The organism is Candidatus Binatia bacterium (assembly GCA_036382395.1).
Classification (GTDB): Bacteria; Desulfobacterota; Binatia; order HRBIN30; family HRBIN30; genus JAGDMS01.
Window position 1 is genome coordinate 1 of sequence record DASVHW010000124.1, and the last position, 17,619, is coordinate 17,619.

Sequence of the window (17,619 nt, forward strand, 5' to 3'; positions counted from 1 at the left end):
TGATGAACCGCATGATTGACGGCCTTTTTCGTCCTCCTGTGGGCCTTTGTCAATCGCATTCGGAAACGAAAAGCGATCCGCCGAAAAGCGTAAGACCCGATCCCGCGAGCGAGAGCGGGCCTTACGCGAGCCGTGGCAAAATCAATCGCGCGTCTCATGCAGTCAAGCGGGGATTTTCAAGAAGGTGTCGGTTGACTCGGCCGAGAGGGCTTCATAGAGTGCCGAACATGTCGACGGCCCAGACGGCCACTTCGGCTTCCCATGGTCAACAGGCTGCTTCTGCCGATCGGATGGTTCGGTTAATCTTTCGGCTCCTTGCAGTTACATTTGGCGTGGTCGGGGCGATCTTTCTCCTGTTTCCGAATGGAACGGTGCGCGCCATCAACGCCACCGGTTCGATCTTTAGGGTTTTCCCGCCCGCACCGGAATCCGACCTCCGCTTCTGGTTGAGCCTCGGGGTTTCATACATGGCGCTGGTGACCGTGCTCGCCGTCCTCATTCAGAAGGATCCGACACGCTACCGTCATCTCATGCCGGTGCTTGCGGTGGGCAAATTTTCCTCGTCCTTCACGAGCTTGCTTTTCTTCGTCTTCACGAGCCCGACGTTTTTGTATCTGTCGAATTTCCTGGTGGATGGTTCCATTACGCTCCTGGTTCTCGGGTGCTACGCGTGGACCGGCGTGGTGAGCCAATCATCCGCTAATGAAGCGCGGTGGGTGGAACGCAGCGCGCCAGTGCTCGACGCTTTGATTGATACGTTGTTTCCTTCGGGCGGGGCCTTCGAGGCTGGAGGGCAGGCGACGCCGCTGGCCCGAGATCTCTCGCAGTACTTTCAAGAGCTGCACACACACGGCCTGCTCGGCTTGGGGCTCTTGTTGCGCACGCTCGAGTACGGGCCCTACGTATTCGGTCCGAGGCGGACGCGTTTCTCACGCTTATCGGCCGAGGAGCGGGAACGCTACCTGGGCGACTTTGAGCGCTCGCGTCTCACCGTACGGCGGCAGCTGATTACCAGTCTCAAGCTCATCGGGACACTGCATTTCTATAACTATCCCGAGGTGCAAGACGCCGTTGGCTACGATGGCAGGTACGTGAGAGAGAAACTCCTGGCGGGACCAAACGCCGCCGATCACCGTGCGCGCCTCCAATGATCGTTGATGGCGCTTCCATAAAGCACGACGTCAATCTCGCCACACGCGTTTGCGTGATTGGATCGGGCGCCGGGGGTGCGGTCGTCGCCAAGGAGCTTGCCGAAGCCGGGATCGAAGTCGTGCTGTTGGAGGAGGGGGGATTCTACACCGGGAAAGACTTTTCCGGCGATCCGCGCCAAATGATCGACCGCTTGTACCGCAATCGGGGGCTGACTGGCACCATGGGCAGGGTGACCATTCCCATCCCGCTGGGAAAATGCGTTGGCGGTACCACCGTGATCAACTCCGGGAGTTGCTACCGTGCCCCGGACTACGTGCTGGATTCCTGGCGGCGCGATTGCGGTGTCGAGCAGATCGAAGAGCCGTCCTTGCGGCCCTACTTCGAAAAGGTCGAGCGCGAGCTGAACGTCGAGCCGGTACCGGACGCCACCTACGGCAAGAACAGTCAGTTCTTCGAACGCGGCGCCAAGGCCCTCGGGTTTGCCGGCGCCCGCATTCCGCGCAACGAACGCGGCTGTATGGGTACGGGCGTGTGCGCCCTGGGCTGCCCGCAGGATGCCAAACAGGCGATGCATGTGGGGTATGTTCCACGGGCGCTGGCAGCCGGAGCGCACCTCTACAGCCGCTGCCGTGCTGACCGGATCTTGACCAACAACGGCCGCGCCTTTGGAGTTATGGGGAGCTGCCTCGATGGCAACGACCGCAGTACGGGTCACCAGATCCGGGTGCTAGCTGACCGGGTCGTCGTCGCCTGCGGTGCCCTGCTGACGCCGGCGCTCCTGCAGCGCAGTGGCGTGCCGGACGGTTCCGGTTGGTTGGGGCGCAATCTACACATTCATCCGGCGGCCCGCGTCGTTGCCCTGTACGACGAGGAGGTCCGAGGCTGGGAAGAAGTTCCGCAGGCCTTCAACGTGCATGAATTCACCCGCGAGGGCATCTTCATCCAAGGGCAGTTTGTTCCGCCGGCGCTGGCAGCAGCGGTACTGCCAGGCGTCGGGCAGGCGCATAAGAGCTTGATGGCGAACTTTGCGCGGCTCGGCTCCTTTGGGGCGCTCATCTCCGATGTTTCGGAAGGCCGGGTGCGCGCCCGCGGCTCGGGACACGGGTGGCCGTTGGTTACCTACCGCATGCGCTCCGAGGATGTGCGAAAGCTCACCCGTGCAGTGAGCCTCACCGCACAGATGTTCTTTGCCGGCGGCGCACGCGAAGTGTACTCGGCGGTATACACAAAACCGGTTTTACGTGACCCAGGTGACGCCCGCGCCCTCGAAGCCGAGCGGTTGCGGCCACAAGACATCGACATGATGGCCTTCCACCCGCAGGGCACCTGTCGCATGGGCGAGGATCCTCGGCGCGCGGTCACCGACTCCTTCGGCGAGTATCACGGCGTGCGCCATCTCTACGTCGGCGACGCCAGCCTCTTTCCGTCGTCCTGCAAAGTCAATCCACAGATCACGATCATGGCTCTGGCCGCGCGTATCGCCGCGCACATCGCCAGCGGCCTGTGAAAACGAACCAGGATCGCCGCCCGCGTCTCGGATCGCCTGACGAAGGGCTACGCGCTCTGCCGGCTGCGTAGCTCGTGTTCCAGCGTCATCAACAAATTCCCGGTGTGCGGATCCTGCTTGCGTTTGTCTTCCACTGCACGCACCGCGTGCATCACGGTGGAATGATCGCGACCGCCGAATTTCTCGGCAATGCTCGGAAATGACACTTCTGCCAACGTCCGGCTGAGATACATGGCAATCTGGCGGGCGAAGGTGACGGGGCGGTCGCGGCGGTGCGACTTCAGGTCGTTGACCGAGACGCGAAAATGCTGGCTCACCTTCTCTTGAATGGCTTCAACCGACAATAGGCATAGGGGTCGCGTAATTGGGGCCAGCAGACTTTCCACCAGTGACGTCGTCAACGGCACGCCGCGCAATGCGGTGGTTGCCATCACGCGGGTCAGTGCTCCCTCCAGTTCACGCACGCTGGGACCGCTTCGCTGTGCCACGAGCAAGGCGACGCCTGGGGGCAGGTCCGTCCCGTGCAAGGCCGCCTTCTTGGTGACGATGGCGACGCGCATTTCGCACGTCGGTGGGTGGACATCGGCGATCAATCCTCCTTCGAAGCGGCTGCGCAAGCGTTGCTCGAGCCCGGCAATTGCATGCGGCGGCTTGTCGCATGTCAGTACGACTTGGTGGCCGGCGGCCTGGAGGGCATTGAACGTATGGAAGAACTCTTCCTGTGTGCGTTCCTTGCCGGCGAGAAATTGCACGTCATCGAGAATCAGCACTTCCACTTCGCGAAAGCTGTCGCGAAAGGATGCCATCTGGTCGTGCCGCAGCGACGTGATCAAGTTGTTCATGAACGCTTCCGCGGCAAGGCAGGCGATGCGGCGCCGGGAGCGCCCGGTCAGCAAGTCGTGCGCCAGCGCATTGACGAGATGAGTCTTGCCGAGACCAACGCCCCCGCATAAGAACAACGGATTAAAACGGCGGCCGGGCATCTCGGCAACTGAACGGGCCGCTTGATACGCGACCTCATTTGCCTGGCCAACGACAAAATTCTCGAAGGTGTAGTCCGGGACCAGACGTCCGATCTTGGGCATTCGCGGTGCCGAGGCACGTAACGTCTTCGCTGGCACCTCGCTGGGGCGCGGACGCGATTCCGCTCTCTGTGCCGCAACTCCGACGCGAACGGCCGGAGCTTTTCCATCCGCTTTGGTCAGCGTCTGGCGAATTGTCGGCAGAAAATGTCGCGTCACCCATTCCTGAAAAAACCGGCTGCCGACCTCCAGCAGGAATCCGGTCTCGTCCTTCGAACAACAAATCGGCTCAATCCAAGTTGCAAAGTTTCGGTCTCCAACCAGCTGCCGCATTCGCGGCAGTGCTTCCAACCAATCGGCCTCCATTTGTTGCCGCCCCTCCCACAGTCCGTGTCAAAAGTCCTGTCGGCCGCGCACGAAGGTTATCCACACTTGGGGACAACGCGGTAAGTAACCGCCACCGCACCACTTCCGTCCGTCCTCCACCCCGCCCATGCACACCTTCCCGCCACATGCCCGCCCGCCCTTCCGTTTCAGGAAGGCAACGTGCGCAGCCGACAAGAGTCATTCGCGATTCAAAGAGTTAGGATCAGAGATCGAGAGCAAGGTCGTCTTAATCGATCGCCGGCCGTACTGTCAACAAACTTTTCGCGCCGTGGCGCTTGTGCTGACTTTCCGCGTACATCGGCGAAGTCGAATATATCGTGAAACGATATTCGTGATTTCGACCACGTGCGTGCGTCGTCGTAACCTCGCGAAAAGTCGACAGGTGCGAATTGCAGAGGCTCTTCTCTTGGAAAACATTCGCGCCTTTGGGCAAGAGCAGAGCGCTTTTCCGCTGCGGATGCGGCGCCCACGTGATCTTCGATCTTCTGGACTCAGTACGGTTACGGAGGCATGAGTGGCGCAACGCGGACGCCTCACACCGTCAATCTTCCCTACCGACTGGTAGAGGTGCCACCGTCGAGCTATCCGTTCCGGCAGGGGCTGCTGAAGATCAGCAAGCGCACCTGGGAGCATTCGGCCATCGCAGTTCACCCGCCTGACGAGTGAAATCACTGCGACCGAGAAGCTGATTGCGCTAACGTTACCGCGTCGCTGAGCAGATCTGGCTCGAGCGCGCCTTTCACCAATCGGCCGTTGATGAACACCGTCGGTGTGGAGTCGATGCCGAGCGCCGCGGCTTCATTGACGTCTTGTTCCACCCGCGCTCGCGGTGCTGGACTATCGAGGCATGCCACGAAGCGAGGGACGTCAAATCCGAGTCGGGTCGCGAACTCGATTAACCCCTGTCGTCCGAGTCGTTGTTGGTTGTCAAACAGAATGTCGTGATACGGCCAGAACTTTCCTTGCTCGGCGGCGCATTCGGAACCTACCGCTGCCAGGCAAGCATCGCGGTGCAACTGAGCACTCACTTTGGGATTACACTCGGAGTCTAACGGAAAATGATGAAACACGACACGGATGTCCTGCCCACGGCGATGCAGGACGCTATCCAAGCTGGCATGAAACTTGGCGCAATGACCGCACTCAAAATCGGAGAACTCTACGATGGTCACGGTCGCATCAGCGTTCCCGCGCGATTGGCCACCGTCGAGGGGTACACGCATGACGGGCAGGGCCATATACCAGCGATAGAAGTCAGGACGCAGGCGCGCGATGGCCGCAGCGTCCGACGGGCGCACGCCGCGACCGAAAGCTTCCCAGCTTCCGATAGCAAGCAGGACCAGCGCGGCAATGGCAACCCCGACGAGCACGAGTCGGTCTTGCTTGCGACGCTTCGCCGCCTGTTGGCGGCTGGATGTCTGCAATTGAGAGCGCAACCGCCAAGCGGCGGGAAACATTCCAATATTGACGAGGTATAGACCAGAGCACATGACGCAGACCGTATGCAGGACGCCGAACGCGATCACTGCCATGTAGCTCGAGAAGAGCAGACCCCAGCTGGCTAGCAAGAGCCCGACCGTTGCGAGCTTCTCACGGAAACTGGCACGAGCCGCACCAACGAAAGCCGCCGCCAGACCAATGAGTACCAGGTAGTAGAGGATCGCCCACAGTGCGACCGAGACACCGACGAGCTCTGCATACCGACTACCCATTACGACGTCACAATTGACGTTGGCGTTGATGTTGCAAAAGCTCGCGTAGTTGGGATTAGCGACGAGCCGGAGGTGAACAGCCTCGGCGACGATACTGACACCTAATCCGGTCAGTGCGAGTAGCAGGACCGGGAGGATCTTTTTCAAACGCTGGTACATCCGGGGGACCGTTTGGAGTTCGACCCTTCTTGCCAGCCTCGGGCGTAGGCCGCAAGTGCACCGACTCTCGTGATCAGAAGGGAAGCTCCTGTCATCAGTGCCGTTAATGTCGCGCAAAAACTCGGCCGAAGCGCCAACGCCCGAACCGGTCCGCAATGACTACCGCCGCTAACTCATCGTCGGGCCCGACCAGCTTCACGGCTTCGTCCCGCTCGCCGGATGCGATAGTGCCGAGCACCGGTTCATAACCCTGCCGGGCGCGCTGCGCCGCCTCGGCATCGATGCGGATTTCACGCAGCTGCGGCAGCGCTTGGCGCAACCCAAGCAGCGGCAATTCGGCCCGGTCGAGGGCCTCCAGCGTGATCGCTTGGTCCAGGCCGAAGGGTCCGAATTTCGTCCGCCGCAGGGCCTGCAGACAGGCGACCGTGCCGAGTGACGTACCGATCTGCTGCGCCAGCACGCGGATGTAGGTGCCTTTGGAGCACGATACCGCGAAGGCGATTGTGCCGTCGCTGTGGCGGCTCAAGCGCAGATCTTCGATATGAACCCGGCGCGGCTGGCGCTCAATGGCAATGCCCTGCCGAGCCAGCTTATACAGCGGCGTGCCGTGGTGTTTGATGGCGGAATACATCGGCGGAGTCTGTACGAGTTCGCCGCAAAATTGCCTCGCCGTTTCGGCCAGCCGCTCCGGCGTGATGTCCGGTACGGGTGCGGTCACCGTTACTGTCCCGGTCGGATCGCCGGTGTCGGTTTCCTGGCCGAGTCCGATGAGGCCGGTGTATTCTTTGCCTGCGAAATTGAGGAACTGCGCGATCTTGGTTCCTTCACCAATGCACACCGGCAGAACGCCGCTGGCGAAGGGGTCGAGCGTGCCAAGGTGGCCGGTCTTGCTCCCCACGCGCCGCTTGATGATACGCACGACGTCGGCCGAGGTCATGCCTTCGGGCTTATCGACGATCAGCAGGCCGTCCAGACCCATCATTCGTCCTGGGGCGTGGCATCTTTCAGCAAGCTCGCGAGGCGGCTGGCGACTTCAAGGGTGGGATCGAAAAGGAAGGTGAAGCCAGGGGCGTGCCGTAGCTTCAGCCGGCGCGTCACCTGCGCCCTGATGAACCCGGCGGCGCTGCGCAACCCGTCGAGCGAACGCTGGCGCGCCGCTTCATCGCCGACGCAACTGAAGTAAACCTTCCCGTGCTTGAGGTCATCGGTCAATTCCACCACCGTCAGGGTAATCATACCGACGCGGGGGTCCTTGATGTCGCGCAACAACATGTCGGCAATCACTTCCCGTACGGCTTCCCCGACACGCTCTGCCCGCCGCACGCTCATAATAGGCCCGCCCCTGCGGGTTCGGGCCGGGCGCGCAGGTGGATGCCCACTCTACTCACCGGTCGATTAGCAATGGAAAACTTCAATGCTGTCTTCGCCCAGCTCGGCCACCTGCATGTCGTCGATGAAGCGCACCACTTGGCGTAACGCCCCGTCGACATGCGGGACGTCGGTCCCGACTTGACAAACACCCAGCACCGCCCGCTGCCACAGATCCTGCCCGTCGCACTCAGCAATCGAGACATTGAACGTGTTGGCCACGCGGGCTTTGATCTTCTTGATGACACCGCGCTTGCCTTTGAGCGAATGGTTCTCCGGCAGGAAAAGTGTGAGCTTGAGGACTCCAACAACCACGGCCGCCGATCTCGCTTGCGCCTGCCCTAGCAACTGGGCATATATTTCCGCCCTGCGCGGCGCCACACGATGGACAATTGCGTTCGGCTTCCCTGTGTGAGTCAGGCGCGGCTCGCTAGGCGGGTTGCGGCATGCATCTACCAGGGCACTTACAGCCGCCGTTCGGCAGCCGCCGTCTTGCCAGTGGATGGCGTCAGCCGCCGTGCGACCCGCTCGGTCTCGTACACCTCGATGATGTCCCCGACCTTTGCGTCTTGGTAGTTCTCCAGCCCGATGCCACACTCGTACCCGGTCTGCACTTCACGGGCGTCTTCTTTGAACCGGCGCAGGCTGGTCACCTTGCCGGTGTACACCACGACGTGATCGCGAACCAGGCGGGCCGCCGCGTTGCGCGTGATCTTGCCATCGAGCACGAACGATCCGGAGATGACCCCGAAGCTGGGAACGCTGAACACTTGCCGCACCTCGGCACGCCCCACGGTCTTTTCGCGCACGGTCGGCTCGAGCAGACCTTCCATGGCATCCCGGACATCGTTCAAGGCGTCGTAGATCACGGTGTAGAGGCGGACATCGACGCCCTCGCGCTCTGCGACGTCCGTCGCTTTCGATTCCGGGCGCACGTTGAAGCCGATGACGACGGCATTGGAGGCCGAGGCCAGCAGCACATCGCTTTCCGTGATGCCGCCCACAGACGCATGCAGGACGTTGAGGCGGACTTCGTCAGTGGACAAGCGACTCAGCGCCTCGGACAAGGCTTCCACCGAGCCCTGGACATCCGCTTTGATTACTACGCGGAGTTCTTTGATATCGCCGGCTTGGATCTGATGGTAGAGGTCTTCCAGTGAAACCTTGGCCGTCTTCACCAGGGTCGCTTCCCGCTGCTTACCGCGGCGGTGTTCCGCCACCTGGCGTGCCGTGGCCTCATCGCCCACAACGACGAAGGAGTTGCCAGCTTCCGGGACGCCCTGCAGGCCGAGGATTTCAACCGGGGTCGAAGGTCCGGCGAGATCCACCTTCCGTCCCATGTCGTCCACCATCGCCCGGACACGTCCGTAATTACCGCCACAGACGAAGGGATCGCCGCCCTTCAGCGTGCCTTCCTGCACCAAAACCGTCGCCACCGGGCCCCGGCCCCGATCCAGCTTGGCTTCGACGATGGTCCCGCGGGCGCGCTTGTCCGGGTTGGCCTTGAGTTCGAGAACGTCAGCTTGCAGGAGGAGCATTTCCAGGAGGTGCGGGAGGCCTTCTTTCGTCTTGGCAGACACCGGCACGCAAATGGTATCTCCACCCCAATCTTCGGCGACAAGACCGTATTCCGTGAGGCTCTGCTTGATCCGTTCGACGTTGGCGTCCGGCTTGTCGATCTTGTTGATGGCCACGATGATCGGCACATTGGCCGCCCGGGCGTGATTGATCGCTTCCACGGTTTGCGGCATCACCCCGTCATCGGCGGCCACCACCAGCACGACCATGTCGGTGACCTTCGCGCCGCGCGCCCGCATTGCCGTAAAGGCTTCGTGGCCCGGCGTGTCGAGGAAAGTGACTTGCCTGCCGCGCACGTCGACGCGGTAGGCGCCGATATGTTGCGTGATGCCGCCGGCCTCTTGTGCCGTGACGTTCGTCTGGCGAATGGCATCGAGCAGTGAGGTCTTGCCGTGATCGACGTGGCCCATGATCGTGACCACTGGCGGCCGGGGCTGCACGTTGTCGTCCGTCGGAGCTTCGTGCCCGATTTCGAGGGCGGATTCTGCGTCAAAGGCGACGTTCTCGATGTTGTACTCGAATTCCGATGCTATCAGGCTCGCGGTGTCGAAATCGAGCACCTGGTTGATGGTGGCCATCATCCCGGAGTCCATCAGCTTCTTGATGATCTCGCCGGCCTTGACGCCCATCGCTTTGGCCAATTCGCCGACCGTGACGACCTCTGAGATCCGCACCACACGCTTGCTGGCGCGCGGCGTAGTGATTTCGGTTTTCTTCTGTTCTTTTCCGGGCAGGGCCTTCTTCTTGCGCGGGAGTCTCGCGCGCCGCCGTTCCTGATCCGTCAGCTCTTGGAACTCCGGTTTGCTGATCACGCGCCGCTTCTTCTTGCGCGGCTTGGCTTCCTCCCCTTCGGGCGCGGCTGGCGGTTGGGGTGACGGTGGCAGCTGGGTGCCCTCACGTCGCAGGCGTTCTCTGCCGGCATCGGTCGTGGCCTCTCGCCGTACCGGTGCGGCTGGGGTTACCGTTTTGCGCAGGTCGATTCTGCCAAGCACGCGTGGGCCGCGCAGCACTTCGATTGCGGGCTTCGGCTCCGGAGCCTTTGCCACGGCAGGGGCAGGCATGGGCGGCGGCACGGGTTCAGATGTCGGCGGAACAGCTTCAATCACGGGTTCATCCACGTGAGGCGGTATCGAAGGGGATTCCGGCAAGGGTTCAGGCATCGCAAAGGATTCGAACGATTCAAACGATTCGGTGTGCAGCGGCAGCGGCTCGTCCAGAGGCGTCGACGCATCGACTCCAAGAGCCGGTTCGGTGCGGGTCGTGCGGCGCCGGATCACGTTGGTGCGCACACGGCGCTCGACTACGGTCTGACCTTCGGTTCCCTGGACGACGCGCTCGTCACCCACCGCAACGGAGGGCTTCTCCTCTGGTACCAGCTCTGGCTTGAGCCGCTCGACTTCGTCTTCCGTCAGCGAGCTCTGCGACCGCTTGTTGCGGACTCCGACTTTCTCAAGCTTCGCGAGAAGGTCCTTGGCATCAATACCGTATTCTTTGGCGAGCTCGTGTACACGTCTGCGCGGCATCGGACTACCTCATCATACCGGACTGCTCAAGTTGTTTCAGCTGTTGCACAAAAGTCGCCCGCAACTTGGCGTCAATGCTGCGCCCGAGCGATCGCACCGGGCCTTTGCGAGCCGCGAACCGGTCCCAACACGCTTGCTGGCGGTGCAGATAGCCGGTGCGACCGCTGTGCCGGCGCCTGGAGACCACCGTGAGCGCGTCATCTGTGGCCATGCCAAGACGCAGCAACTCCGCTTGCGAAGCGCGCCCGCCGCAGCCCAAGCACATGCGAACCGGTTCCGCCCTCGACATCACGATGCTTTGTCCTCCTGCGGCGAAGCGGCCAACTCGATTTCTTCCGTTGCTTCGGCTGCTGCGGTCTGCGCCGCCTCGGCTGCGCTGGCGGCTGCGACGGCCGCCGCCTCGGCTTCACGCTTTTTCGCTTCAACATGGGCGCGGGCGGCCTTCAGGATCGATGCCGATCGCTCCGGACCAAGACCTTCGATTTCAGCCAGCGTCGGCTCGTCCGCCTGGGCAACCTCTTCAGCGGACTTGAACCCGTTCTGGTAGAGCAACTCGGCGGCGACGTCGCCGATGCCAGGGACGCCCACCAACGAGGCCCGCGCTTGACGCGCTTCCTCGTCGGCCTCCGACTCGCTGCGCACATCCAGCTTGAACCCGCTGAGCCGGGATGCCAGACGGACGTTCTGCCCCTTACGGCCGATCGCCAGGGACAGCTGATCGTCGGGCACGATTACTTCCATGCTGCGTTCGTCCTCATCCATGATGATCTTGGCGACTTTCGCCGGGGCCAGCGCCCGACAGACAAACTCAGCAGGATCTGGGGTCCAATTGACAATGTCGATTTTCTCTCCCCGGAGTTCCTGAACCACGGATTGGACCCGAGTTCCCTTCATGCCCACACACGCCCCCACGGGATCGACGTCCGGGTCGTTGGAAACAACGGCAATCTTGGCGCGACCACCCGGTTCGCGGGCGGCGCCCTTGATCTCGACGATGCCTTCGTAGACCTCGGGGACTTCTTGTTCGAACAATTTGATGAGGAACCCGGGGTGGGTCCGCGACAGCACGATTTGCGGCCCCTTGCTGCTCATTTCCACTTCGATGATGTAGGCGCGGATGCGATCGCCCTGACGGTAGCGTTCCCGCGGGATCTGTTCCTTCTCCGGCAGGATGGCGTCGGTGCGCCCCAGGTTCACGATGATATTCTTTCTCTCAAAGCGTTGAACGATACCTGAATGGGTCAGCTCGCCTTTGCGGTCCTTGAATTCGTTGTAGATGATATCGCGTTCGGCGTCGCGCAGGCGCTGAATGAGGCTCTGTTTGGCCGCTTGTGCGGCGATGCGGCCGTAGCGCTGATCGAGTTTTTCCAGCAGGTCATCGCCCACCTGGGCTTCCGGGTCGAGGTTCTCGCGAGCGTCCTCGACAGAGATCTGGGCCTCTGCATCCGTGACCTGGTCGACCACCGTCAAAATTTTAAACAGCTCCACTTCGCCGATTTCGGGGTTGAACTTGGCTTCCAGTTGCGTGTTCGGTCCGACGAGCTTCTTGGCCGCCGAGAGCATGGCCGTCTCAATGGCGCTGACCACGATGGAGCGATCAATGCCCTTCTCTTTGCTGACCTGCTCGATAACCCGGCTCAATTCGGGTTGCATGACGACCTCCTTCGCTACCTACGACTCCGGTTCGTAGTTCGCCCGGGCAATTTCGCCGAAGCGAATCGGGTGGGAAAGTTCGCCCGCCGCCAGCACGATCCCGTCCGCATCAACTGAGTGCAGGACGCCCACAAAGTCGCGACGGCCTTCCGTGGGGTCGGTGGTGCGCACTCGCACCTTCTTTCCGAGGTAGCGCCGAAAATGGTCCGGGCGACGAAGACGCCGATTGATTCCAGGCGAAGACACCTCGAGTGAGTACGAGCCGGGCACGGCGCCGTGAACGTCTAGCAGATCGCCTAACTGCCGGCTCACTCGGGTGAGATCGTCGAGGGAGACGCCGCCATCGCGGTCGAGATACAGGCGCAACACCATGCCCCGGCTCTCTCGACGGAACTCCACGTCCACCATTTCTAGACCCTCGTGTACGACCAACGGTTCGGCGATTTCCCAGACCCGCTCAGCGACTGTTTCGTTCATCTGTCCTCAAATAAAAAAGTGGGCGCGGCGGCCCACCTTTTGCTCAGCGGCCTAAGTTTACTGGATTCCTAGCATAAGCCACCAGCGGGCCGCAAGGTGAGGGTGCGCCCAGCAGGGTGGGCGCCGGGCGGCTAGTACATGTCCTCGATCAAATCGCGATATCTTTCAGCGATAACCTTCCGCTTCACCTTCAGACTCGGTGTCAATTCGCCCGTTTCGACGCTGAAATCGCGCGGCAAGATGCGGTGATACTTGAGGGATTCGTACGATGCCAAGCGGCGGTTGACCTCGGCGACCTCGGCATCGATCAAGGCCCGAACCCGTGCATCATCGGCCCACTGACTGCGATCCGCAGGGAGGTGGATGTGCTCTCTTGCCGCCCATGCCTGTACTTCATCATGGTCCAGCGTCAATACGGTCACGCAGTATTTCCGCCGGTCACCGATCACCACGGCTTGACTGATGTGCGGTTGGGTCTTCAGGAGGTTCTCGACGTTCTGCGGGGCAACGTACTTGCCGCCAGACGTCTTGATCAGATCTTTCTTGCGGTCGGTGATGCGGAGAAAGCCCTCGGCGTCGATTTCTCCGATGTCACCGGTGTGGAACCAGCCCTCTTCGTCCCATGCCTCGCGGGTGGCGTCGGGCCGGTTGTAATAGCCCAGCGCGATGTTGGGCCCTTTGGCCAGGATCTCACCGTCCGCGGCGATCTTGAGGGTGACGCACGAAAGTGGCAGTCCGACGGTACCGAACTTGAATTTGTCTGGTTGGTTCACGGTCAGGATGGGAGTGGTTTCGGTGAGTCCGTACCCCTCGAGGATGAGCAAGCCCGACGCATGGAAAAACTCGGCGATTTCCGGCGCCAGTGGTGCGCCCCCGGAGATCATGAATTTCGTGCGGCCGCCGAGCACGCCCTGGATCTTCGAGAACACGAGGCGATCGGCTAGGGCCGCCTGCAGGGCGAGCCCGGGCGATAACGTCCCGCCGCTCTGCAGGCGCTCGCTCCGCCGCCGGCCGACAGCGAAGGCCCAATCCAGGAGGAGCCGCTTGGGCGCCGGGCTCGCCTCACGGCCGGCCTGGATGCGACCAAATACCTTCTCGTAAATCCGAGGTACCGACGGAATCAGTTGCGGGCGTACCTCGTGAATGTCTTCCATCAGGGTGTCGATGCTCTGGGCGAATGCCGTGACCATAGCCTCGGACAGCCCCAGGTACTCGATCAGCCGGGCGAACGAATGGGCCAACGGCAAGAAGAAGAAGTCGATGTCGCCTGGGGTGACCAGGCGCAGCTCTCCGACGCTCTCCACCGCAGCGAGGTGGTTGCCGTGGCTTTGCATGACCCCCTTTGGCGGGCCCGTCGTGCCGGAGGTGTAGACAATGGTTGCGAGCTGGTCGCGGCCAATTCTGTTGATCCGTTCGTGCAGCACGGATGCGGGTACCGAGCGCCCGCGTTCCATCAGCTGCCGCAGGCTGATGGCCCCTGGATCGCCAGTCTCGTCGATCGTGATCATCTGCCGCAGGTCAATCCGGTACGGACGGCCATCGAGTTCGAACCCCTGTTGCTGCACCTGACGCACCTTCGCCAGCTGCTGGGAGCTTTCGACGCAGGCGATGGTGGTCCCGGAGTCCCAGATGATGTATCCGCATTCGTCGGGGAGGTTTGAGGGATAGATCGGCACCGTGATGCCGCCGCTGGCGAGAACCGCCAGATCGAACTCTATCCATTCCGGTCGTGTTTTCGAAAGCAGGGCGACCCGCTCGCCGGGCTCCAAGCCCAGGCTGACCAGCCCACAGGCCATGGCGCGTACCCGGTCGGCACACGTCGCCCAGTTTACCTCCTGCCAGACGCCGTCGCGCTTGTAGCGGTAGCGGGGGCGATCGGCGTAACGTCGCTCCTGTGCAAAGAACATGGCTGCCAGGTTGTCAAACGATGTCATCGGGTTGCCGCCTTGGAATCTGATCTCAGGTACGGCTATAGTGTTTTCTTGTCACGTACCGCAAGCTAGGGAGGCTGCGCTGTCATGTCGGAACTGCGTCGGGATCCCCTTCTTCGCCGCTGGGTCATCATCGCCCCGGAGCGTCGCGCAGACCTGATCACTCGCCGTCTCGCCCGTCCTCCTGTGATCCAGGAAACACCTTGCCCGTTTTGTCCGGGCAACGAACACATGAACTCGCAGGAGATCTACGTCGTGCGCACCGAGCCCACGTTGCAGAACCCGCAAGGGTGGGCGGTGCGCATCACGCCGGACCAAAAACCGCTGCTGCGGGTTGAAAGTCCGTTGGAGCGGCGCGGGGTCGGGCTCTTCGATCTGATGACCGCCACCGGGGCGCATGAGCTGGTGACCGATACGCCGGATCACGACGCCCACTGGGCGGACTTCGACCTGGCGCAGATGGAGCGCCTGCTGCACGCCTATCTCATTCGCTACAACGACCTGCGCCACGACCGGCGTTTCCGCCACGCCGTCATCATGAAGAACTACGGCGCGCCGTGGAGCCGGTATCCACACCAGCATTCGCACATCGTCGCCATGCCCTTCACGCCCCGGCGCATCGACGACGAGTTCATCGGTGCCAGCGAATACTTCCGGCTGAAAGAACGCTGCGTTTTCTGCGATGCGCTGCGCGAAGAAGAGTTTCGCCAGGAGCGCGTGATTGTCGCCAATGACGATTTTGTGGCGTTCGCGCCCTTCGCTTCCGGGTTCCCTTTCGAGATATGGCTGCTGCCGCGCCGCCACATGGCGGACTTCGGCGAAATGGGCGAGCGCACGCTGCCGGCCTTGGCCGCTATTTTCCAGGACACGATGTCGAGGTTGCGCACCACCCTGCACGATCCGCATTTCAGCCTGGCGCTGCACAGTGGACCGCTGAACGGCGAACACGGCGAGGGGTTCCACTGGCACTGGGAACTCATCCCGCATCTGAGCGGGGAAATCGGGATGGAATGGGCCACCGGGGTCTACTTCAACCCCATCGCACCGGAGGACGCCGCGGCCTGCCTGCGCGAGGGCATACCGCTCGTGTAGAGGCGGCTACCGGCGCTCGCCCCTAGGTTGAGCTCTTTTGGTGCAGGGTGATCAGCTCGGTGATCTGATAGTTGCGCTTGCCGCGCGGCGTGTGTACTTCCACTTCATCGCCGACGGTCTTGTTCAACAGCGCACGTCCGATGGGAGACCCCAAAGAGATCTGGCCGGCGGCAGGGTTCACTTCTTCCGGGAAGACGATATCGTAGACCGTCGACTGTCCTTCATCGAGATCTTCAACCGTCACCCGGCTTCCGTATGCCACCACGCCGTGCGGGATGGACTGGGTGTTGTACAGTGACAGGTCACGGAGGCGGCCCTGCATTTGACCAATCCGCGCGCGCACAAACTCCTGCCTGTTCTTGGCAGCTTCATACTCCGCGTTTTCGCTGAGATCCCCGTGGGCACTGGCTTCCTCCAAATCCTTGGGAAGCTTGTGACTGAGTTCGTATTGCAGATCCGCCAGCTCCTTCTTGAGCCGTTGTAAGACCGGCAGCTCCATGTTCACTCCTAGATCACGCCTTCAGCTTGTAATTGAGTGATGTCACGCTGAGAGAGTCCGAGCAAGTCCCCATAGATCTCGACGTTGTGCTCGCCCAGCTCGGGGCCGAGCCGCTCTACCTTGCCCGGCGAGGCCGACAGCTTGAACGGCACACCGGTTACCGGGATCGTGCCCAGCTTCGCGTGCGGCAGATCGATGACCATCTCACGGGCTCGCAGGTGTGGATCGGAGAGCAACTGATCGATCGTCATGACCGGCGCGCATGGAATATTGGCGCCGTCGGAGCCGAGGGTCTGCATGATTTCGGCAACGGTGCGGTCTTTGGTCCAATCCCCGACCAGCCGGTTCACTTCATCATGACGCTCGAGACGGGCGGCGCTCGACTTGAAACGCGGGTCGCGGCCGAGATCGGGCATCCCCATCGCCGCCACCAAGGCGCGGAACAGCTGGTTGTTGCCGACACCGATGACGACGTACCCATCCTTGGCGCCAAAGCAGTCGTACGGCGCGGTGAACGGGTGCCGATTGCCGAGGCGCTGCGGCAACTGCTTCGTCACACCATAAACCGTGGGCCAGTTGTCCAACATGCTGAATACGGCGTCCATGTTCGAGACGTCCACCATCTGGCCCACACCGGTGCGATCTCGATAGTGTAGGGCGCACAGGATGGCGGTGGCGGTAAACACTCCGCCGATGAAGTCGCCCAGCGCCCCGCCGCCCCGGAGCGGTGGCCCATCGGCAAACCCGGTCATGGCCATCAACCCACCCATGGCTTGCGCAATGATGTCGTACGACGTGCGCTGGGCGTAGGGACCCTGCTGGCCAAATCCAGACAAGGCAGCATAGATGAGGCGTGAGTTGATAGCCGACAGCGCCGGGTATGCAAACCCCCACTTCGCCATCGTCCCGGCGGCAAAATTCTCCACCACGACGTCGGCGTGCCGCACCAATTTGCGGAACAGCTCTGCCCCTTTCGGCTTGCGAATATCGAGCGTGATCCCCTTCTTGTTCCGATTCAGCGCCAGGAAGGCGATGGGTACACCTTCTACCGAGGGGTAGCCGTACCGGGCATCATCCCCACGCCCGGGCAACTCGATCTTGATGACCGTGGCCCCCATATCGGCCAGCAGCGTGGTGGCGAAGGGCCCGGCAATGACACGGGTCAGATCGACGACGCAGATATCATCGAGTGCCTTCGCCGTCACGGCCGTCGCCCGCCTTCTCCGAGGGCGTCCCGTGCGGCGCCATGGACTTTATCGTCGCGATACTTCGAGGCCGAGCCTTCGAACCACCGGCGAACTTCCGTCTGCGCTGCGTCGCCGTGATGCAGGTACATATACATGAGCCCCATACCGACGAGGAAGCCGATCACAAAACGTTTCATACGAATCGACGAATTCCCTATAATATGTGTCCGTGAAGCAGTAAAGAGCTACTCGGGCGGGCGGCGGTCGAAATTCCTCCAGGTACCGCGTTCACGAAGGCGCTTGACCTCCGCCGGGCTCTGGCGCGTGCGCTGGCCGAACGCTTCGAGCAGCTGGTTGGTCATGTCAGCGGCA

At 61.9% G+C, this 17,619-nt stretch carries 16 protein-coding genes; 4 read left to right on the forward strand and 12 right to left on the reverse strand.

Annotation, left to right across the window (positions count from 1 at the left end; genetic code table 11):
• Positions 1-290: 290 nt before the first annotated feature.
• Both VF515_05885 and VF515_05890 read left to right on the forward strand, forming a co-directional pair.
• Entirely contained in the window at positions 291-1,151 is an 861-nt protein-coding gene (locus tag VF515_05885; protein ID HEX7407167.1) for a hypothetical protein, read from the forward strand.
• Positions 1,148-2,659, forward strand: coding sequence for a GMC family oxidoreductase (locus VF515_05890; protein ID HEX7407168.1), 1,512 nt, complete (start codon positions 1,148-1,150; stop codon positions 2,657-2,659). Before VF515_05885 ends, VF515_05890 begins: the two co-directional genes overlap by 4 nt.
• Before the next feature lie 47 nt (positions 2,660-2,706).
• Here the strand turns inward: VF515_05890 and dnaA are convergent, their stop codons facing one another.
• Positions 2,707-4,047: a chromosomal replication initiator protein DnaA gene (dnaA, locus tag VF515_05895; protein HEX7407169.1), complete on the reverse strand. Its 1,341-nt coding sequence runs from the start codon at positions 4,045-4,047 to the stop codon at positions 2,707-2,709.
• A gap of 531 nt (positions 4,048-4,578) precedes the next feature.
• On the opposite strand from dnaA, the gene VF515_05900 reads away from it, so the two are divergent.
• Positions 4,579-4,734, forward strand: coding sequence for a hypothetical protein (locus VF515_05900; GenBank protein ID HEX7407170.1), 156 nt, complete (start codon positions 4,579-4,581; stop codon positions 4,732-4,734).
• A gap of 2 nt (positions 4,735-4,736) precedes the next feature.
• On the opposite strand, the gene VF515_05905 is transcribed toward VF515_05900, so the two are convergent.
• From VF515_05905 to VF515_05940, 8 genes are all read right to left on the reverse strand, one after another.
• On the reverse strand, positions 4,737-5,927 hold the full coding sequence (locus VF515_05905) for a thioredoxin domain-containing protein (GenBank protein ID HEX7407171.1): 1,191 nt from the start codon (positions 5,925-5,927) through the stop codon (positions 4,737-4,739).
• A 115-nt stretch (positions 5,928-6,042) separates the two neighbouring features.
• Positions 6,043-6,921, reverse strand: a complete 879-nt coding sequence (truB, locus tag VF515_05910) for a tRNA pseudouridine(55) synthase TruB (GenBank protein HEX7407172.1) — start codon at positions 6,919-6,921, stop codon at positions 6,043-6,045.
• Positions 6,918-7,268 (reverse strand): 30S ribosome-binding factor RbfA, encoded by a 351-nt coding sequence (rbfA, locus tag VF515_05915; protein HEX7407173.1) that lies wholly within the window; start codon positions 7,266-7,268, stop codon positions 6,918-6,920. The genes truB and rbfA overlap by 4 nt, the downstream gene beginning before the upstream one ends.
• Before the next feature lie 66 nt (positions 7,269-7,334).
• Positions 7,335-7,622 carry a DUF503 domain-containing protein gene (locus VF515_05920; protein HEX7407174.1) on the reverse strand — a complete coding sequence of 96 codons (288 nt, stop codon included), beginning with the start codon at positions 7,620-7,622 and terminating at the stop codon, positions 7,335-7,337.
• Between the two features lie 149 nt (positions 7,623-7,771).
• Positions 7,772-10,408, reverse strand: coding sequence for a translation initiation factor IF-2 (gene infB / locus VF515_05925; GenBank protein HEX7407175.1), 2,637 nt, complete (start codon positions 10,406-10,408; stop codon positions 7,772-7,774).
• A 288-nt stretch (positions 10,409-10,696) separates the two neighbouring features.
• Complete coding sequence (gene nusA, locus VF515_05930) at positions 10,697-12,061, reverse strand: transcription termination factor NusA (GenBank protein HEX7407176.1); 1,365 nt, start codon at positions 12,059-12,061, stop codon at positions 10,697-10,699.
• An 18-nt stretch (positions 12,062-12,079) separates the two neighbouring features.
• The gene (locus VF515_05935; GenBank protein HEX7407177.1) at positions 12,080-12,538 is read right to left on the reverse strand and encodes a ribosome maturation factor RimP; all 459 of its coding nucleotides are present in this window, start codon (positions 12,536-12,538) and stop codon (positions 12,080-12,082) included.
• A gap of 131 nt (positions 12,539-12,669) precedes the next feature.
• Positions 12,670-14,472: a long-chain fatty acid--CoA ligase gene (locus tag VF515_05940; GenBank protein ID HEX7407178.1), complete on the reverse strand. Its 1,803-nt coding sequence runs from the start codon at positions 14,470-14,472 to the stop codon at positions 12,670-12,672.
• An 84-nt stretch (positions 14,473-14,556) separates the two neighbouring features.
• On the opposite strand from VF515_05940, the gene VF515_05945 reads away from it, so the two are divergent.
• Complete coding sequence (locus tag VF515_05945) at positions 14,557-15,561, forward strand: galactose-1-phosphate uridylyltransferase (GenBank protein ID HEX7407179.1); 1,005 nt, start codon at positions 14,557-14,559, stop codon at positions 15,559-15,561.
• A 22-nt stretch (positions 15,562-15,583) separates the two neighbouring features.
• On the opposite strand, the gene greA is transcribed toward VF515_05945, so the two are convergent.
• Genes greA through VF515_05960 form a run of 3 tightly spaced genes read right to left on the reverse strand, consistent with a single transcriptional unit; the run spans position 15,584 to position 17,444 of the window.
• Positions 15,584-16,060, reverse strand: coding sequence for a transcription elongation factor GreA (greA, locus tag VF515_05950; GenBank protein ID HEX7407180.1), 477 nt, complete (start codon positions 16,058-16,060; stop codon positions 15,584-15,586).
• An 8-nt stretch (positions 16,061-16,068) separates the two neighbouring features.
• A complete protein-coding gene (locus tag VF515_05955; protein HEX7407181.1) occupies positions 16,069-17,265 on the reverse strand; it encodes a CoA transferase in 1,197 nt (398 codons plus the stop codon).
• On the reverse strand, positions 17,262-17,444 hold the full coding sequence (locus VF515_05960; GenBank protein HEX7407182.1) for a hypothetical protein: 183 nt from the start codon (positions 17,442-17,444) through the stop codon (positions 17,262-17,264). Before VF515_05960 ends, VF515_05955 begins: the two co-directional genes overlap by 4 nt.
• Between the last annotated feature and the right edge of the window lie 175 nt (positions 17,445-17,619).

Coding starts and splice junctions, on each gene's coding strand:
- VF515_05885 (HEX7407167.1), top strand. CDS start 291: ATGGTTCGGTTAATCTTTCGGCTCCTTGCAGTTACATTTGGCGTGGTC.
- VF515_05890 (HEX7407168.1), top strand. CDS start 1,148: ATGATCGTTGATGGCGCTTCCATAAAGCACGACGTCAATCTCGCCACA.
- dnaA (HEX7407169.1), bottom strand. CDS start 4,047: ATGGAGGCCGATTGGTTGGAAGCACTGCCGCGAATGCGGCAGCTGGTT.
- VF515_05900 (HEX7407170.1), top strand. CDS start 4,579: ATGAGTGGCGCAACGCGGACGCCTCACACCGTCAATCTTCCCTACCGA.
- truB (HEX7407172.1), bottom strand. CDS start 6,921: ATGATGGGTCTGGACGGCCTGCTGATCGTCGATAAGCCCGAAGGCATG.
- rbfA (HEX7407173.1), bottom strand. CDS start 7,268: ATGAGCGTGCGGCGGGCAGAGCGTGTCGGGGAAGCCGTACGGGAAGTG.
- infB (HEX7407175.1), bottom strand. CDS start 10,408: ATGCCGCGCAGACGTGTACACGAGCTCGCCAAAGAATACGGTATTGAT.
- nusA (HEX7407176.1), bottom strand. CDS start 12,061: ATGCAACCCGAATTGAGCCGGGTTATCGAGCAGGTCAGCAAAGAGAAG.
- VF515_05935 (HEX7407177.1), bottom strand. CDS start 12,538: ATGAACGAAACAGTCGCTGAGCGGGTCTGGGAAATCGCCGAACCGTTG.
- VF515_05940 (HEX7407178.1), bottom strand. CDS start 14,472: ATGACATCGTTTGACAACCTGGCAGCCATGTTCTTTGCACAGGAGCGA.
- VF515_05945 (HEX7407179.1), top strand. CDS start 14,557: ATGTCGGAACTGCGTCGGGATCCCCTTCTTCGCCGCTGGGTCATCATC.
- greA (HEX7407180.1), bottom strand. CDS start 16,060: ATGGAGCTGCCGGTCTTACAACGGCTCAAGAAGGAGCTGGCGGATCTG.
- VF515_05960 (HEX7407182.1), bottom strand. CDS start 17,444: ATGAAACGTTTTGTGATCGGCTTCCTCGTCGGTATGGGGCTCATGTAT.